This window comes from Rhizobium sp. YTUHZ044 (assembly GCF_051123975.1).
In the GTDB taxonomy this organism is placed as follows: Bacteria; Pseudomonadota; Alphaproteobacteria; order Rhizobiales; family Rhizobiaceae; genus Rhizobium.
The window spans coordinates 3,436,930-3,454,607 of sequence record NZ_CP101426.1 but is presented as its reverse complement, the minus strand read 5'-3'; the positions used below and the strand labels follow the sequence as shown (position 1 = coordinate 3,454,607).

The window sequence follows — 17,678 nt, the reverse complement described above, 5'->3', positions numbered from 1 at the left end:
TGAAGGGAAACCATCGACTTGCCGGCAACGCGTGTCCTCTGGAGCCAGATCCTCGCCGTCCTCCTGATCGTGATCATCATGATCTGGGCCGCGACGCAATGGTCCGCGTGGCGCCTTGGTTTCCAGCCGCAACTCGGATCGCCCTGGTTCGAGCTCGCCGGCTTGCCGGTCTATCCGCCACCCGCCTTCTTCTGGTGGTGGTACGTCTATGATGCCTATGCTCCTCATGTGTTTCTGGAAGGCGGAGCCATTGCCGCCTCTGGTGGCGTCATCGCGATCGCGACCGCCATCGCCATGTCGATCTGGCGGGCACGCGAAGTGAAGGATGTCCACACCTATGGCTCCGCCCGTTGGGCCGAGCGCGAGGAGATTGAAAAGGCAGGGTTGCTCGGTGATGATGGTGTCGTGCTCGGTCGCCATGGGGATGCTTATCTGCGCCATGATGGTGCGGAGCATGTTCTCTGCTTTGCACCGACGCGATCAGGCAAGGGTGTTGGTCTTGTCGTACCCACACTTCTGACCTGGCCAGGGTCAGCGATCGTTCATGACATCAAGGGAGAGAACTGGGAACTGACCGCCGGCTTCCGCGCCAGGCATGGCCGTCTGCTGCTGTTCGATCCGACCAACCCCAATTCAGCCGCCTACAATCCGCTGCTGGAGGTCCGAAAGGGTGAATGGGAGGTGCGCGACGTCCAGAACGTCGCCGACGTCCTGGTCGACCCGGAAGGCTCTCTCGAAAAGCGGAACCACTGGGAGAAGACCTCTCACTCACTCCTGGTCGGCGCGATCCTGCATGTGCTTTATGCCGAGAAGGACAAGACGCTCGCCGGCGTCGCCGCATTTCTCTCCGATCCGCGCCGGCCGATCGAGTCGACGCTGGCCGCAATGATGGCCACGCAGCATCTTGGAGAAAAGGGGCCGCATCCAGTGATTGCCAGTGCGGCGCGCGAACTCCTCAACAAGTCCGACAATGAGCGCTCAGGCGTTCTCTCCACTGCCATGTCCTTTCTCGGACTTTATCGCGATCCCGTTGTGGCGACCGTCACGAGACGCTGCGACTGGCGGATTGCCGATATCGTTGGAGGAAATCTTCCGGCGACCCTCTATCTCGTCGTGCCGCCGTCCGACATATCGAGGACCAAACCGCTCGTGCGTCTCGTCCTCAACCAGATCGGCCGGCGCCTGACGGAGAATCTGCATGCCCGGGATCACCGGCACAGCATGTTGATGATGCTCGACGAGTTTCCAGCACTTGGCCGCCTCGACTTCTTCGAAAGCGCGCTCGCCTTCATGGCAGGCTACGGCATCAAAGCTTTCCTGATTGCGCAGAGCCTCAACCAGATCGAAAAAGCCTACGGTCCCAACAACTCGATCTTGGACAACTGCCACGTACGCGTCAGCTTTGCCACCAATGATGAGCGCACCGCCAAGCGTGTCTCGGATTCGCTTGGCACCGCGACGGAAATGCGAGCCATGCAGAACTATACCGGCCATCGGCTTGCCCCCTGGCTCTCGCATCTTATGGTCTCTCGCTCGGAGACCGCGCGCCCGCTGCTGACGCCGGGCGAGGTGATGCAGCTACCGGCGGATGACGAGATCGTCATGGTGGCCGGCATTGCCCCCATCCGGACGAAGAAGGCGCGCTATTACGAGGATCATCGATTGAAGGCACGGGTTGTGCCGGCACCCGTGCCCGCTCGGCCGGGCGACAATTCCTCAACGGCGGACGACTGGTCCGGCGGGGTTGTGATAGCAATAGGTGACAATGGGTCAGGGCAGGAGCTTCGGTCGAAAGGCGCTGACACGAAAGCCGCCGAGGGAACGGACGATGAGGCCAATGCCGGTCTTCGGCGGGAGCCGGGGCTGGAAGCGCACAAGGACATTGCAGCCGAACCCATGGTACCGATGTCGAACGAATTTGATCTCGATACAGATGAACTGGAGCGGGATGCGCTCACCGTCCGCGCCGTGACGCGGCGCATGCGCCAGGTCGCGCAGCAGGCCTCGATGGACCCTAATGATGGCGTGGAGCTCTGACATGTCGCCACAGCCGGAGAAGAAACAGCGATTGTCCGCGTATCTCGAACCCGATCTAAAACGAAAACTGTCCGACTTCGCAGACCGGCGAAAACAGTCGACGTCGCTCATCGCGGAAGCTGCAATCGCATCGTTTTTGTCGCCGGATGCCGATGAACGAAATGAGGCAGCCCTCATTAAACGCCTCGAACGGATCGATCGTCATCTCCAGCGGCTGGAGCGAGACCTGGAGATCACCAGCGAAACCCTCGCTCTCTTTGTTCGCTTCTGGCTGAATGCAACGCCGCCACTACCTGAAGAGGCGCAGGCTGCAGCGCGCGCCAAGGGCGCGGAGAGGTATGAGAAGTTTATGGAGGCACTCGGGCGGCGGCTGGCCAATAATCGAAGACTTTGGGATGAAATTACCGATCGTGCGCCCTCCAGCGAGACGCCTCCTGTGCGATCAAGATGAACTCAGCCGCGGCTCGCAGACGTAATTAGACTTGAAGGGATCTATTGGCGAACTTGCATAGTTTCACTCAACTCATGAATCGGTGCACGGTTCCTTATATAATTGTTCCCTCCTCTAGTCCCGCGCGACGACGAAGACATAGTTCTCATGCGCTTGCTCGCTCGAGCCAGCGCCGCGGACAGGTCGCGGTAGTCGCGACCTTTGATCATTGGGATTTCAGCTCGGCAAAATTGATGAGGAAATTGATCCTCGAAGCGCAGAGAACGTTTTCACCGAACTTGACCGGTTTGCCATCAGCGCAGTCGAGGTTCTCTTTGATGAAGACAGGCATGCTGGTGGACATGCCGAGCAGACGCGCTTCTTCCTCGGTCGGCATCCTGGCGTTAATCTGCACCCATTGCTGGGTGTAGCCCTCGACCCCGACACGTTTCAACGCCTTGGAAATGGAATTTGCACCAGAAAACTCGTCAAGCAATCCCGGGACGCGCTGTGCGGGGAAATAGCTGTGCGCGATGACGATCGGCACCTCGTCCTGGAAACTCAGTGTGCGGATGGAGAATACCTCATCACCGATCGAGAGCTGTAAATGTTTTGCCAGCCGCTCGTCCGCGGCGATCGTATCCGAGGAGAGAATGTTGCGTCGCGCCAGCCGCCCATGCGCGATGAGATTGTCCGTGAGGCGGGTCTCCGCCGAGAGAAGATACGGTGTCGGGTTTTCCACGACGAACGTACCCCGTCCCTGTTCGACACGCAAAATCCCCTTCTGCTCCAAGGCCCGAATGGCATATCGCACCGTGTGCCGGTTGACCCCATAGAGCTTTGCCAGTTCCAGGTCGTTTGGCAGTTTTTCCCCCGGTGCGAGGCTGTTCGAGGCGATGTTCTCCTCGATCTTGGACCTTACAAACTCCCAGCGCTTTCCCTGAAACATCAAGCTTCCTTCTTACTCTTCATTCCGAAGTGATCCTGCAACGGCGAGTCATCCTATTCGCCGTGATCATTCCAGCGGTATGTGGTGCCTTTCAGATAAAGGCGCCCGTGATATCTTTCCCGACGAACAGTCGCCGATTTCACCGGGTCGCGGACTGAAACGGTTGCATCGTCGACGGCATCATCAGCACCTTCACCCCCTTCTGCGATCGCCTCTTCTAGGACACGCCCCTGAACCGTGGCCGGAATTGGCAATCCGAGGCCAGTTAGGATGGTGGGTGCCAGATCGACAATACCTGTCGGCGTCTTCACGGTCCCGCGGCGGAACCAATCCCCAGCGAAGATGCCGAGCGAGGAGAGCTCATAAGACGTGAGGCCGCCGTGCATCCCGACGCCGACGGGGTAAGGACCGTCATAGTAGACGGCTTCCGGATCGCATCCGGGATTGTCCATGGCGCAACCCGCAAGCACGAACGACAGGTCCGGGCTACGCGGATGTTCGAACATCACCGCCGAATGGGGCAGTGTCCCGTCGATTTGCGGCGCATCGTTTTCCATGGCCCGAGTAAAACCAACGCCGTACCAGGGTTGCGGCGCCAGGCACGCGTGGATGTCCTTGAGCAGCGCCAGATCGCCGTTTCGGACCCAGAGATTGACCGAGCGCATCGGCTTCACGACCACATCGGCCCCGCCATCCAGTGTCTCGTCGACCTTGAAACCGCACTTAAGCAAATGCTCAGCGACGGAGATGGTCTTCCCGATGATCGCGTGCCCATGATCGGACGCGGCAATCAACTGGATACGCTGCCGTTGCTTCGCGCCGCCCCACCAGTCGAGAATCCGGCCGAACTCCTTGTCCACTTCATGGAGAACGGCTCTCGCGCTGGGGTGGACGAGACCGTATTGATGATAGCTGACGTCGGGCTCGGAGATCCAAAGCAGCGACAAGTCCGGGACAGTCTCGGATGCAACGTAAGACAGGAAGCCATCGACAACCCGTTTGGCGGCCTGCAAGGCTGGATGTTCGTCTTTCGGGAGTGGAGGAAATTGGGCTGCGATCCTTCGGATCGCCGCATTACTGGTAAAGCGCTCGGGATCGTGAACCCAATAGGCGGGACCGCCTGATTGCCAATTCCCCCAGTTCGACAGTCCCCACGAACCTTGAGATTGAGACCCGACGGCAAGCATCGTCTTGCCGTTTTTCGCGAGCACTTCGCCGATGGCCACGGACGTCATCACGCCGCCTTCGGTCCCGCCGAGCGACAGGAGCGCGGGGAGGGAGGAGCCGTCGAGCGCTTGACCGTTGGCAAAAAACTTGTTGGCGACGATCCCGTGACCTGACCCATGACTGCCGGTCGCAATGGCGGCCGATGATACGCGTGTTTCGCTTGGAAACGATGCCGTATGTTCCTTCAGAACGAGCCCCATCCTCGCGAGCTCGCAAAGGTTGGGTGTTACCGTTTCGCTCAGCTGATCCGGGCGAAGTCCATCGAAAACGACGGTGACGAATTTCATGGGCGCACCTCTGCTGGCGAATATCGTGGCGCTTTCATAGACAGAAAAAAATGTGCCGTCGATAGGAAAATAGGTACCTAGGTATCTATGCACCTGTATTAATACTGTCATATTAGACCGCTATGACCTCCGACCGAGGGCCAGCAAGACAATGGCGCCTCGAACCGGAGAGAGGAATCTAGGCATGGTCGTTTCGTCACGTCGGAATGTTCTAAAATTGATTGGAGCGGCCAGCCTGCTCCCCTATGCGGCACCTGTACTCGCGCAGCAGAATGGCGGCGCCAATCTGCGTGTCGCCATGCAGGATCTGCGCACCCAGCTCGATCCGCTGCACAACCGCGCAACGGCACTCGTCAGCTTCCGGGTCCTGGAGAGCGTATACGACAAGCTTTTCGCCATCGACTATCAAAACGGTGGCCAGTTGAAACCGATGTTGGCCGAGGCAATCGATACGGCAGACAGCATCGTTTTCAAGGTTCGCCTGCGACAAGGCGTCAAATTCCACAACGGCGACGAACTCACGGCAGAAGATGTCGCGTTCACTTTTGGTCCGGAACGCATGCTGAAGAAGGATGCACCGGGCTATGGTGTGGGCCAGATCACTTTTCCGACGCTTGCTGAAGTAAACGCCGTCGATCGCTACACCGTTGAGTTCAAGACGAAAGCGCCGGATCCCGTCTTTGCCAAGCGCCTCACCTCCTACGGTGGCGGGATCGTCTGCAAGGCGGCATTTCTCAAGGCTTCGGGTTTCGATCAATGGGCGACGTCGCCAGTGGCAGCCGGTCCCTACCGCGTCGTCGAAACGGTCGAAAACGGCCATATCAAGCTTGAAGCGCACCAGGATTACTGGGGTGGGCGTCCGCCGCTGCAGAGCATCGAGTTCCGAATGGTGCGCGAGCCTGCGGCCCGCGTGGCCGGTCTTCGCGCCGGCGATTTCGATCTCATCACCACCATCGCGCCCGATCAATTCGATGCCATCACGGCCGACACGCGTCTCGACATCGTTGGCGGCGACACCATGTCGTTCCGCACGGTTATATATGACTCGCTGACCAATCCGGTGCTTGCCGATCCTCGCATGCGCCGCGCGCTCAATCTCGCCATCGACCGCGAAGGCATGGTCAAGAGCCTCTGGAAGGGCCGCATCTCCATTCCCCACTCGCATCAGAACCCGGCCTATGGTGCGCTTTACAACGTGGATCGCCCGATCCCCGCTTACGACCCGTCCCGTGCGAAGCAGTTGATGAAGGAGGCCGGCTACAAGGGCGAAAAGATCATCTTCAAGACGGTCGGTGACTATTACACGGCCGAGCTTGCCGAGACCCAGGTCATGGCCGCGATGTGGAATGCGATTGGGCTGAATGTCGAGATCCAGCGCAAGGAAAACTGGTCGCAGGTCGAGGACGACAAACCCCGCTGGATCAACAATTCCTCGGACGGCACCTACTATCCTGATCCCGCCGCTTCCTTTGTGTCGCGTTGGGGTTCTGCGAGCAGTTTCCAGAAAAGCGGATATTGGAAGAACGACCGGTTCAATGAGCTGGAGAAAACGCTCGTTGGTGCGCTGGATCCGGCCGAGCGCCGTCGCGCCTATCAGGAGATGCTTGATATCTTCGACGAGATCGACCCGCCCGGCACGGTCTTGCATTCGCTGGCCGAATTCTTCGGCAAGCGTGCAGATTTCAAATGGTCCCCCACCGCGACCGGGCTCCTGGACTTCCGTCCGGGCACCATCGCGTCGTGAAGGAGACCGTTGTGGCCTCTCTCACGCCACCCGTGGCCCAAAACGCCCCCGCCGGAACGGCGGGGGCTCGCGGCTCCAAGGTCGGCACTCAGCCCGATTGGGAACTGCCGAGGCCGGGGAAGCGCCGACTGCTCGAAGTTTCCGAACTCGATGTCTGGATCGGCAACGACCGAAAGACCCGTTTGCTGGAATCGGTCTCGCTCGACATCGAGGATGGAGAATTCCTGGCCCTTGTCGGCGAGAGCGGGAGTGGCAAGAGCCTGCTCTGCTCGACATTGATGGACATCCTGCCTGACAAGCTGCATGCATCGGGAAAAATTCATTTCGACGGCAAGTCTTTGGCTGAAGCGGGACGCAGTTCGCGCGCGATGATCTTTCAGCAGCCGACGCGCTTTCTCAACCCGGTGCGCACGATCGGGTTTCAATTGGGCGAGACGGTGCGTATCGCTTCAGGCCTGTCAAAACGTGAGGCCGATGATCGGACGCTTTTTCTTATCGATGCCGTTGGCATAGACGATGCGCGCGCAGTCTCCAGGAAGTATCCCCATCAGCTTTCCGGCGGCATGAACCAAAGGGTGATGATCGCGCTGGCGCTCGCGCGGCAGCCGCGACTGTTGATCGCCGACGAGCCGACGTCCGCACTCGATGTCACGACACAACGCCAAATCATGGACCTCATCGAACGGCTTCGCTCCGAGTGGAACATGGCGATCTTGTTCGTGACCCACGATCTCGATCTCGCGCTGGAACGGGCCGACCGTATAGGTGTCATCTATGCCGGACAGCTGGTCGAAAACGCCCACGCCGAGGAGATCGCCCGGCGTCCCGTCCATCCCTACACCCGGCACCTCTTCTCAGCCGTCCCGGAGATTTCGACGGCGCCTTCGAAACTCGTTTCGCTGCCCGGTGGCGTGCCTGACCCTGCGATCAGGGCCGACGGTTGTCATTTTGCCCAACGCTGTTCGAACGTTCTCGACGTTTGCCGCAGCACGACGCCGATCTTCGCGTCACGCGCCGCAAATACGGTGGCTTGTCACAATCCAGGAGCCGACCATGCAGCCTCTTGATGAAAGACATGCCGAAACCCGCCCGATATTGGAGCTCGAGGGCATCGGGTTCGACTACGATCGCGCGCCAAAATCCGGCCGCCGCACCTTGAATGGCGTCAGTTTCTCGGTTCCCAAAGGTCAAGCCGTCGGACTGATTGGACAGTCCGGGAGCGGCAAAAGCACATTGGCCAAGATCGTTCTTGGGCTTGCGAAACCGAGCGATGGCGTGATCCGTTTCGACGGAAAGCCTATCGATGAGCACGGTTTGCAATCGTTCCGGCGTCGTGTCCAGCCGATCTTCCAGAATCCCATGGATGCGCTCGATCCCCGAATGCGGATCGGAGACCAGCTTCTCGAGCCGCTGCTCGTGAACTTCCGACTTTCCCGCTGCGAGCGGCAGGAGCGGGTCGAGACGGCGCTCGCAAGCGTCCGGCTTTCCAGGGAAATTGCCGGGAAGCTGCCCCGCCAGATCAGTGGTGGGCAGGCGCAGCGCGTGACGATAGCGCGTGCTCTGCTTCTCGATCCCGAGCTCTTGATATGCGACGAGCCGGTATCGGCGCTCGACATGACCGTCCAGGCGCAGATCCTCAATCTCCTTAACGAACTGCGCGCTGAGCGTCGGCTGACACTGCTGTTCATCAGTCACGACATCCGGGCGATCTCTTATCTCTGCTCGGAGATTGTGGTTCTTCACAAGGGATGCGTGGTCGAAGCCGGCAGTCGCGAAAGCGTGCTTCTCCGGTCATCCGACGAATACACCCGGACGCTTCTTGCATCGGTCCCGAACAAGGGACGCCGTGCGTTCTCCGCTCGCGGGCAGGACGAAGAGTCGTTCACTGCAGAAAGGGTGGCATCACATTGAGCTCCCATATTCTTAAATTCGCCTGCATCAAGCTGGCGCGTGCGGCCATTTCGATAACTCTGATGGTCACCTGCGTCTTCGTTCTTCTGCGCAGCGTTGGCGATCCAGTTTCCATATTTCTCGGCCCCGATGCGACACCGGAGATGAGGGCCGATTTTGCCCGCCAGCTTGGACTGGATCGTCCGCTCATCGAGCAATATCTGGCCTATGTCGAAAACATTCTGTCCGGCAGTTTCGGCCTTTCATACATCTACCGGCGCGATGCCCTCAGTGTGGTTGTCGATAACCTCGGGCCAACCCTGACCTTGATGGGCGCCTCGCTGGCGATCGCCGTGGTCCTAGGAGTTGTCGCAGGGGCAACCGCTGCCATCTATCGCAAGGGGAGGATAGATCGCCTGATCACGATCCTCAGCTCCGGCGGGCTTTGCATCCCCGCATTCTTCCTGGGGCTGGTCCTCATGCTCATCTTTTCGATCGAACTGAGGTGGTTGCCGACGAGCGGTGCGGAAAGCTGGAAGAATCTGATCCTGCCTGCCGTCACTATTGCGGCCTCGAATGCCGCCGTTCTCGCCCGATACACCCGAGTGGCGCTCGCCGAAGCCCTCGATAGCCCCTTCGTCATGGCGGCGCAGGCGCGCGACATCCCCTTCTGGCGAATCCTGCTGCATCACGCGGCGCCGAATGCGGCGATCCCCATCCTGACTGTTCTTGGCATGATGGTGGGAGGATTGGTCACCGGCTCGATCGTCGTCGAACAGGTGTTCTCATGGCCCGGCATTGGAAACCTGTTCATCACCTCTATCGGCAACAGGGATATCCCGGTCGTTCAAGCAATCGTCATTCTCGCCGGCGCGGCAATGATCCTGACCAACTTGGCGGTCGACTTTCTCTATGTCGTCGTCGATCCGCGCGCCCGCCGATCCGAAAATTGATAGGAGACCGAAATGTCTGACGTTTCCGTAGAAACCAGCATGCGAACAGAGCGCTCCCCCCTTCGTCGGATGAGATGGGGCGACGTGGATCTCTCGATCAGGATCTCGATCGCCTGGATCCTCCTATGCGTCGTCGTCGCAGTCCTTGCCCAGGTGATCGCACCCTATGATCCGGCTGCGATCGATCTTGAAGCGCGTCTGCAGCCACCCATCCTGTTAGGCGGATCCTTTGCACACCCGATGGGGACGGACGACCTCGGCCGCGACGTCCTGTCGAGGCTCATCTTCTCCATCCAGATCACAGTCGCAGTGGCGGTGGCGGGAACCGTCATCAGCACATTGCTCGGAACGGTGCTCGGCTTTCTCGCCGCCGAACTCGGAAGCGCCGTCGACGAATGCATCACGGCGTTTGTCGATATGCAGGCGGCCATGCCGTTCATGATCGTAGCACTTCTCCTGATCGCAGTATTCGGAAACTCCGTGCTCCTGTTTGTCTTCGTTCTTGGGCTTTATGGCTGGGAGCGACATGCCCGCGTCGTCCGCGCCGCAGCCCTGACGGCCCGCAACCATCTCTATGTGACCGCGGCCCGAACCTATAATGCGTCGCGCATCCGGATCTATCTCAAGCATGTGTTGCCATCCTGCCTGCCGACGATCGTCGCCGGCATGACCATCGGCCTGACACAGATCATCCTGCTCGAAGGGACGCTGAGCTTTCTCGGGCTCGGTATTCAGCCGCCGATGTCGAGCCTCGGCAACATGGTCGGTTTCGGGCGGGGATATCTGATGACGGCCTGGTGGATCGCCGTGATCCCGGGTGCGGTCATCGCGGCTACCGCGCTCGCCCTGATGCTGCTCAGCGACTACCTCCGCGATCGCAACTGAAATTAAAGTTCACTCAATCGAGAGGCACAGCCGTGGCTGAACCATCATATGTCCCAAGCGTTCCGGCGATAAAGCGGGATATCGCTCTTTACCGGCAGAAGAGAAACTACACCTGCGGTCCGTCGTCCGTGATGATGGTCATGGCCGCCCTTGACGAGAACTTCGTCCCCAACCCTGTGACCGAGCTCGAAATCTGGAGAGAGGCGACAACGATCCATGCCGGTTGCGGCCCCGTTGGGATCGCGCTTGCCCTCAATCGTCGTGGCTTTGTCGCGCACGCGATGCTCAGCCACAATGGTACGTTCACCGAAGTAAGGGCTGCGAACGATGTCCAGAGGCAAGCGGTGCGGATCCTCCAGGACCGTGACATGAAGGAGGCTGGCGAGAAGGGCGTCGAGGTCGCATTCGGCGACTATACGACTGATGATCTGGCGGCCTGGATGAGCCAGGGCTGGCATCCGATCGTCCTCACCGGCATCGATTTCGAGGGAATGAAGGTCACGCATTGGAGCGTCGTCACCGGCGTGACTGTGGAGGGCGTTTCCCTCAACGATCCCCTGCTGGAAGCGGGCGCTGAGACCGATACGACGACGGTAGACCACGACACTTTCTTGAGAATTTCAAGGTTCGGCCCAGCCGAGGAGCGGGCGATCGTTCTCGCCGGACCGTCATCGATGGCGGCGTCGCCATCTCCTTTCGCAACGAAGAGCTGAAGCCTGCTCTCCCAATAAAAGAATCTCTCATAGATGACCTATAGCAGTAGTGAAGATCGCGCGATCGGGGGTCTCGACCACCGAAAGGCGCTAGAGATCCTGGCATCAGCCAGGCCGGCGGAAATCAAGGCCTGCGCCGAGCAGGTGCTCGACGGGCTCGGAGACGTGTCCGTTGTCGTCAATCGGACGGGCCTTGCCATGCTCCCTTTTCAAGACACCGTCCGAGGCACGGCATTTCATCTCGGCGAGGTCCTTGTGGCAGAAGCGCACATCGAGGTTCCAAGTCGGGCTGTCGAAGGATACGGCGCGATCATCGGCCGGGACCTTGAACATGCGATGGCCATGGCGGTCATCGACGCCGCGATTGCCGCCGGGCACGAGATTCCGCGCATATCCGAGCTGTTGGCAGCGGAAAAGCGCATCCAGGAAGAAGCGGACCGGGACCGCCTCAGAAAAGTCGAGGCCACCCGCGTTCAGATGGAGACGTTCTGATGATCAATTCACTTCATCCGACCGCTGATGACATGCGGACCAATGCGACCTTTGAGGAGTTGATGTGGGCGCTGAGCCGCCCCGGTCTTGTTCGAACGCTTCCGTCATCGGGCCTTGCGGCGATCGGTGAGAGCCTGCTCGATCGAGAATGCTCCTTCGCAGTCCTGGATGATGCAGACTTCGCGCACGCAATTGGCCGGACCGGAGCGCGCGCCACGGCCTTGCCGGATGCAGATTACGTCTTTGCCATGGCCGATACTTACGAAAAGGCCTCTGCGTTCTCGTCCCTGCGGATCGGAACGCTCGCATATCCAGACCAGGCGGCGACCCTCTTCGTGCCTGCCAGCTTTGGTTTCGGAAGCCGCCTTCGGCTGACCGGTCCCGGCGTCAAGGACAGCGTGACAATCGCCGTGCATGGCATCGATGCTGCTTTCTGGCAGGTTCGAGCCGAGGCGATCCGCTATCCACTCGGCTGGGATGTCTATCTGGTCGATGGCGATCGCGTCATCGGCCTTCCCCGCTCAACCACGATCGAGGTGCTCTGATGGCCTATGTGGCAACCCGCGGTGGCGAACGCGCCATCGAACAGTCGGAGCGTCTGTTCCGTGAAGGTCTGGATACGATCGATCTCGACCGTGTGACAGCGATCCGAAAGAGCCTGCCCTACCTGATCGATCGGGTCATGGGCGAAGCCTCGCTCTATGAGCCGGACCTGGCGGCCCTTGCACTCGCTCAGGCTGGTGGCGATCAATATGAAGCGGTTCTGCTGTTGCGCGCCTACCGCACGACACAGCCGCGCATCGGCTTTGCTGAACCCATCAGCCAGCCGGACCTCTTTACCCTGCGCCGTATCTCAGCGGCCTTCAAGGATATTCCCGGCGGGCAGATACTCGGTCCGACGCTCGACTATTCGCACCGCCTGTTGCAGGTCGGGGTGCTCAAGGGAAAGACATTCGAACGGGAGTCCGTCCTACCGGCAGCCGAGCCGGCACCTGCGACCCAGCCATCCCTGACCGCCTGGCAGAAGGCGCAGGGGCTCATCAAGGATTATCCGGTGGAGACCGTGCCGGTTGAGGACATCCCCGACATCACCAGGCAACCGCTTCTGTTCCCGGTCAGCCGCGCCCACAAGCTTCAAAGCCTGGCCCGGGCGGATACCGGCGGCACCATGGCGCTTGGGTTTTCGAGCATGCGTGGATACGGCGCGGTTCATCCGACCGTCAACGAGCTGAGGCTCGCCGAAGCTCCGGTGAGGCTGCGCCATCCGCGTGGCACCGTCTTCAGCGCCGGCCGGGTTCGCGTCAGTCAATGCGAGATCATTTCCAAGTCAAAGGGCCTGGAACTGGGCTTCTCAGCAACGCTCGGCTGGAATGAAGTCAAGGTGATTGCAGCGGCCTCGCTCGACCTTGCTTCCGCCCAGCCCGATACGCATCCCGCCGTGAAGGAGGAATTCGTGCTCTATCATACGGAATCGGTAGAGGCCTCAGGCTTCTGCCTGCACTTCAAGCTGCCGCATTACGTCACGTTCCAGTCGACCCTGGATACTTATCGACGGGTCGCCGCAGACAAGGCGTCTGAAGACGAAACCTCCTCACCTAAGACAATGCCAGCCAAAAAGAAGGAGGCCGCCCTGTGAAACTTCAGGAGCTGACAAAGGATTGGGCCGAGTTCAACTACGGCTTCCTTGATGAATCCGCCAAGCGCGAGATCCGACGCCGCATCCTAAAGGCGATTGCCGTACCCGGCTACCAGGTTCCCTATGCGAGCCGTGAAGTACCCATGGCGCGCGGCTGGGGCACCGGCGGCCTGCAGGTGACGCTGACCCTTCTCAAGCCGACCTCCATCGTGAAGGTCATCGATCAGGGTGCCGACGATTCCGTCAACGCCGTCAGCATTCGCAAATTCTTCGGACGGGTCGGCGGTGCGGTCGAAACGACGGATACGCAGGAAGCCACCATCATCCAGTCGCGTCACCGCATTCCCGAAGAAAAGATGCGTGACGACCAGGTACTCGTTCTACAGGTGCCGAATCCCGAACCGCTGCGCCCCGTTCAACCGGACATGTCCGTGGCACGCGTCATGCACGGCGACGCCGACTACGGCCAGCTCTGGCTCATCCTCTACGAACAGCTCGTGAAGTTCGGCCGTATCATGAAGGCCGACCAGTATCCGAGCCTGGTCAACGGCAGATATGTCATTACGCCGTCGCCGATCCCGCGCTGGGACGTCATGAAAATGCATCAGGCCGAACATCTCACCATCCTTTCGGCTGGCGGCGAGAAACGGATCTATGTCGTGCCGCCCTACACGAATGTCGAGCCGCTCGTCTTCGACGATGTGCCCTATCGCGTCGAAGATCATCAGGACAAGACCTGCGAGCGCAGCAACGTCACCGGCTTCTACATGAACGAGGTGCCTCAGGACGACGGCACCTCGAAGTTCGAACTCTCCGACAGCAATTTTGCGGCCAAGCACATCCGCAAGTCCGAAGGCGAACCGGTGGAAATCGGGGAGACCTGGTACAGACAAGGAAGGATGGTCTGATGGCCCGCGCTGAAACTGCAACGGTGTCCCGGAGGACCCTCGATGCGCCCCGCCTGATGCTGGCAGAGCCGATGCTGACGATGCGCGGCATCACACGGACCTTCGGCGAGGTCGGCGCGCTTCGCGGCGTCGATGTCACCGTCTATCCCGGCGAAGTGCTCGGTGTCGTCGGCGAATCCGGTTCCGGCAAATCCACGCTTTTGCGGATGATGAACCTCGAAGACACGCCGGACTCCGGTTCCTATCACCTGGCTCTGCCCGGTCAGGAAGAGCGGGATCTCTTCACCCTCGACCGTTTTGAGCGCCGGATGCTGCGTGCTCGCCATATCGGGATCGTTTATCAAAACCCTCATCTCGGTCTGTTGATGAACAGCTCCAGCGGCGGCAATGTCGCGGAGCGTTTGCTCATTGCCGGCAAACGCAATTTTGCCGAATTGCGCGAACGGGCCCGCCAGTCGCTGGCGGCGTCCGAGTTCCCGCTCAAGCGCATGGATGCGACACCGCGCGAATTGTCGGGCGGCATGCAACAGCGCGTCCAGCTCGCCAAGGCGATCGCGCTGGAGCCGGCGGTGCTGTTGCTGGATGAGCCGACCACCGGCCTCGACGTCAGCGTCCAGGCGCTGGTGCTCGATACGCTCAAGCGCCTGCAGCAGGAGCGGGCCATCACCATGGTTCTCGTTTCCCACGATCTCGGCGTCATCCGCACGATGGCTGACCGGGTGATGGTCATGCGTCGCGGCGAAGTCGTGGAACAGGGTTTGGCCGATCAGATCTTCCAGGACCCGCAGCATGCCTACACCCAGCAGCTCGTCCACGCGAAACTTTGAGAAAAGATTGCCCGAATGAACATGCAACTAAACGAGCAACCCGCCAAAGCCAACGTGCTCAGGGTCAAAGGTCTGTCCAAGCAGTTTGAAATGCATCATCTGAAGCGGACGCTCTACGTATTCGAGAACCTCAACTTTGAGGTGAATGCTGGCGAGTTCATCCTGCTGAAGGGTGAAAACGGCGCCGGCAAATCGACGCTCCTGCGCACGCTCAACCGCTCCTACCTGCCGCGCGCCGGCCACATCTACTACAAGACGGCGGAAGGCGTCATCGATCTGGCATCTGCCGCCGACGTCGATATCTCGGTGCTGCGCCGCCGTGAGATCGGCTTTGTCACCCAGTTTCTGAATGCCCGTCCCCGTGTCGCGGCAGAGGAGATCGTCGCAGAACCGCTCCGGCTTGCGGGTACACCACACGCCGATGCTCTCATTGCGGCACGACGCTGGCTGCAAGCCTTTGGCGTCAAGAGGCAGCTCTGGCCCGCTTATCCTTCGACTTTTTCCGGCGGTGAGCAGCAGAAGGTCAATCTGGCCCGCGCGCTCATCCTGCCACAGCGCCTGTTGCTGCTCGACGAGCCGACCGCCTCGCTTGACCGCGACGCCCGCCAGGCGCTGGTCGACCGACTGGCGGAGCTGAAGGAGGCAGGCGTGGCGATGGTCGGCGTGTTCCACCATCCCGAAGATGTCCAGCATCTGGTCGACCGGGAAATCTATCTGAAAGCGATCAAGATCGAGGATGGAGAAGACGATGTGGCTGAGTAATTTCGAGATCGTGCTTGCGGATCGCGTCATTGAGAAGGGTGCGCTGCGGATCGAAGACGGGCTGATCGTGGAAATCCGCGACACCCTGATCGATAACGTCGATATCGACGGCGGCGGCAGGCTTTTGCTTCCAGGCTTCGTCGACATGCACGGCGACATGATCGAGAAGGAAATCGAGCCGCGCGTCAATGTTCATATGCCGCTCGAACTCGGCATTTACGACCTGGACAAAAGGCTTGCCTCCTGCGGCATCACCACCGCCTATGCCGCGCTTGCCTTCACACCGGCGACCTATGGGAAGACCCGTTCCGTCGAGCATACCACCGCGATTATTGAGGCGTTGACTGCCATGCGGGGCGAGTTGCTGGTCGATCACCGTGTCCATGCCCGCTTCGAGGTGACGTTTTCTTCCGCGCTCGCCATCGCCGAACAACTAATGACGAGCGGTTCGTTGAGTCTGATATCCCTGATGGATCACACGCCCGGGCAGGGGCAGTACCGCGACATTGAGAAACATGTGGCGCACCTTGCCAAGGAACGGAAAATTGACGAGGCCAAAGCGGCTGAACTGGTGAGACAGCGCATGGCCGATCGGGACGGCCACGGCGATGCATTTGATATCGTGACGGGTCTTGCGAGCCTTGCTCGGCGGCACGATGTCGCCATTGCCTCTCATGACGATGACAGCGTCGAGAAGGTCTCCTTGCTGCACAGGCTTGGTGCTGTGATCAGCGAGTTTCCGATCACGACCGAGGCTGCCGCCGAAGCGAGGCGGTTGGGCCTTGCGACTGCCATGGGTGCGCCAAATGCCCTGCGTGGTCTTTCCTATTCCGGAAACCTGTCTGCGCGCCAGGCTTATGACGAAGGCCTCCTCGATATCCTGGCGAGCGACTATCACCCCTCAGCCATGCTGCCGGCCGTTATCGTGCTCGGTGCCCGGGGTGAGGGCGGGCTTGCTCGTTCGGTGGCGCTTGCAAGCGCCAATCCAGCCAAGGCTCTCGGTTTGAACGACCGCGGGCGGATTGCCGAGGGACTGCGGGCCGATCTCGTCATCGCCGAACGCGGCCGCATGCCGCGCCTGCGGGGAACGCTTCGCGGCGGCAAGCTGATCTGGTCGGATGGAACGCTAACTACACTGGCAAGGCCCGTTGCTACCCTCCGGCATCTCGAAGAGGTGGTGCAGTGATAAGCCAGGAACAACCGGGTGCGAGAGATATCACGGCCCCTGCCTCCAATGCACATGAACCCCGCTATGCTATCTACTACACGCCGGCGCCGGAACATCCGCTAACCGTGGCGGCCAGGACGTGGCTCGGGCGAGATGCCTTCGCGCCGGGAGTAGGCACGGCTGATGCTGATAGGGCCGCATTCGTATCCGAACCTCGGCGATACGGTTTCCACGCGACGATCAAGGCACCGTTTCGGCTCAGGGAGGGAACGTCCGTAGAAGCGCTCGAACGGACGCTGCGGGGTTTCGCGGCAAAGGTTCAAGCCTGTCCAGTCGGTCCCATGCGGATCGATCTCATCGGCGGCTTCTTCGCCCTCGTTCCGGTTCAGCCTTTGCCGACCCTGCGGGGTTTCGCCTCGCGGGTCGTCGAGGAATTCGACCACTTCCGGGCGCCGACGGATGGGGACGACCTCAAACGACGCATGGGCCGTCAGCTCGACGAAGTCGAAATGACCAATCTCGTCACCTGGGGTTATCCTTATGTCGGCAACCGGTTCCGCTTCCACATGACGCTGACCGACCGCATTCCGGACGATCAGCGCGCCGGAATGCAGGCTTGGCTGAAAGCGGTTTTCCAGCCGTATCTCTCCGAAGATTTTCATATCGATAGCCTCTCGCTCTTCGTGCAGGAACACCGTGGCGCGGACTTTGTCGTTCGCTCGCAGTTCGCGCTGAAGGGCATCGCGTCTCTCAAGGCAGCGGTATAATCG

At 60.2% G+C, this 17,678-nt stretch carries 18 protein-coding genes; 16 read left to right on the top strand and 2 right to left on the bottom strand.

The features are described 5' to 3' along the window. The first annotated feature begins 18 nt into the window (after positions 1-18). Positions 19-2,037 carry a conjugal transfer protein TraG gene (locus tag NL154_RS17090; protein WP_434733087.1) on the top strand — a complete coding sequence of 673 codons (2,019 nt, stop codon included), beginning with the start codon at positions 19-21 and terminating at the stop codon, positions 2,035-2,037. A 1-nt stretch (position 2,038) separates the two neighbouring features. Next, a complete protein-coding gene (locus tag NL154_RS17085; protein ID WP_434733086.1) occupies positions 2,039-2,488 on the top strand; it encodes a CopG family transcriptional regulator in 450 nt (149 codons plus the stop codon). A 205-nt stretch (positions 2,489-2,693) separates the two neighbouring features. On the opposite strand, the gene phnF is transcribed toward NL154_RS17085, so the two are convergent. Together phnF and NL154_RS17075 are read right to left on the bottom strand one after the other, a co-directional pair. Beyond that, positions 2,694-3,416, bottom strand: a complete 723-nt coding sequence (phnF, locus tag NL154_RS17080) for a phosphonate metabolism transcriptional regulator PhnF (protein WP_434733085.1) — start codon at positions 3,414-3,416, stop codon at positions 2,694-2,696. A 53-nt stretch (positions 3,417-3,469) separates the two neighbouring features. Continuing rightward, on the bottom strand, positions 3,470-4,930 hold the full coding sequence (locus NL154_RS17075; protein WP_434733084.1) for an alkaline phosphatase family protein: 1,461 nt from the start codon (positions 4,928-4,930) through the stop codon (positions 3,470-3,472). 184 nt (positions 4,931-5,114) lie between these two features. On the opposite strand from NL154_RS17075, the gene NL154_RS17070 reads away from it, so the two are divergent. The 14 genes from NL154_RS17070 to NL154_RS17005 are packed head-to-tail and all read left to right on the top strand — an operon-like array spanning position 5,115 to position 17,675. Then, positions 5,115-6,674, top strand: coding sequence for an ABC transporter substrate-binding protein (locus tag NL154_RS17070; RefSeq protein WP_434733083.1), 1,560 nt, complete (start codon positions 5,115-5,117; stop codon positions 6,672-6,674). An 11-nt stretch (positions 6,675-6,685) separates the two neighbouring features. Then, entirely contained in the window at positions 6,686-7,741 is a 1,056-nt protein-coding gene (locus tag NL154_RS17065) for an ABC transporter ATP-binding protein (protein WP_434733082.1), read from the top strand. A gap of 28 nt (positions 7,742-7,769) precedes the next feature. Then, positions 7,770-8,585 carry an ABC transporter ATP-binding protein gene (locus tag NL154_RS17060; protein WP_434733081.1) on the top strand — a complete coding sequence of 272 codons (816 nt, stop codon included), beginning with the start codon at positions 7,770-7,772 and terminating at the stop codon, positions 8,583-8,585. After that, positions 8,582-9,517 carry an ABC transporter permease gene (locus tag NL154_RS17055; protein WP_434733080.1) on the top strand — a complete coding sequence of 312 codons (936 nt, stop codon included), beginning with the start codon at positions 8,582-8,584 and terminating at the stop codon, positions 9,515-9,517. The genes NL154_RS17060 and NL154_RS17055 overlap by 4 nt, the downstream gene beginning before the upstream one ends. Before the next feature lie 12 nt (positions 9,518-9,529). Further along, positions 9,530-10,402, top strand: coding sequence for an ABC transporter permease (locus NL154_RS17050; RefSeq protein WP_434733079.1), 873 nt, complete (start codon positions 9,530-9,532; stop codon positions 10,400-10,402). A gap of 32 nt (positions 10,403-10,434) precedes the next feature. Further along, positions 10,435-11,115 (top strand): peptidase C39 family protein, encoded by a 681-nt coding sequence (locus tag NL154_RS17045; protein WP_434733078.1) that lies wholly within the window; start codon positions 10,435-10,437, stop codon positions 11,113-11,115. Positions 11,116-11,148: 33 nt separating this feature from the next. Beyond that, positions 11,149-11,607, top strand: coding sequence for a phosphonate C-P lyase system protein PhnG (phnG, locus tag NL154_RS17040; protein ID WP_434733077.1), 459 nt, complete (start codon positions 11,149-11,151; stop codon positions 11,605-11,607). After that, positions 11,607-12,152 (top strand): phosphonate C-P lyase system protein PhnH, encoded by a 546-nt coding sequence (phnH, locus tag NL154_RS17035; protein WP_434733076.1) that lies wholly within the window; start codon positions 11,607-11,609, stop codon positions 12,150-12,152. The genes phnG and phnH overlap by 1 nt, the downstream gene beginning before the upstream one ends. Further along, positions 12,152-13,243: a carbon-phosphorus lyase complex subunit PhnI gene (locus NL154_RS17030; protein ID WP_434733075.1), complete on the top strand. Its 1,092-nt coding sequence runs from the start codon at positions 12,152-12,154 to the stop codon at positions 13,241-13,243. The genes phnH and NL154_RS17030 overlap by 1 nt, the downstream gene beginning before the upstream one ends. After that, positions 13,240-14,151: an alpha-D-ribose 1-methylphosphonate 5-phosphate C-P-lyase PhnJ gene (locus NL154_RS17025; protein WP_434733074.1), complete on the top strand. Its 912-nt coding sequence runs from the start codon at positions 13,240-13,242 to the stop codon at positions 14,149-14,151. The genes NL154_RS17030 and NL154_RS17025 overlap by 4 nt, the downstream gene beginning before the upstream one ends. Further along, positions 14,151-14,978 (top strand): ATP-binding cassette domain-containing protein, encoded by an 828-nt coding sequence (locus NL154_RS17020; RefSeq protein ID WP_434733073.1) that lies wholly within the window; start codon positions 14,151-14,153, stop codon positions 14,976-14,978. The genes NL154_RS17025 and NL154_RS17020 overlap by 1 nt, the downstream gene beginning before the upstream one ends. 15 nt (positions 14,979-14,993) lie before the next feature. After that, entirely contained in the window at positions 14,994-15,740 is a 747-nt protein-coding gene (locus tag NL154_RS17015) for a phosphonate C-P lyase system protein PhnL (protein ID WP_434733072.1), read from the top strand. Then, positions 15,727-16,926, top strand: coding sequence for an alpha-D-ribose 1-methylphosphonate 5-triphosphate diphosphatase (locus NL154_RS17010; protein WP_434733071.1), 1,200 nt, complete (start codon positions 15,727-15,729; stop codon positions 16,924-16,926). Before NL154_RS17015 ends, NL154_RS17010 begins: the two co-directional genes overlap by 14 nt. Beyond that, positions 16,923-17,675 (top strand): DUF1045 domain-containing protein, encoded by a 753-nt coding sequence (locus NL154_RS17005; protein ID WP_434733070.1) that lies wholly within the window; start codon positions 16,923-16,925, stop codon positions 17,673-17,675. Before NL154_RS17010 ends, NL154_RS17005 begins: the two co-directional genes overlap by 4 nt. The last annotated feature ends 3 nt before the right edge of the window (positions 17,676-17,678 follow it).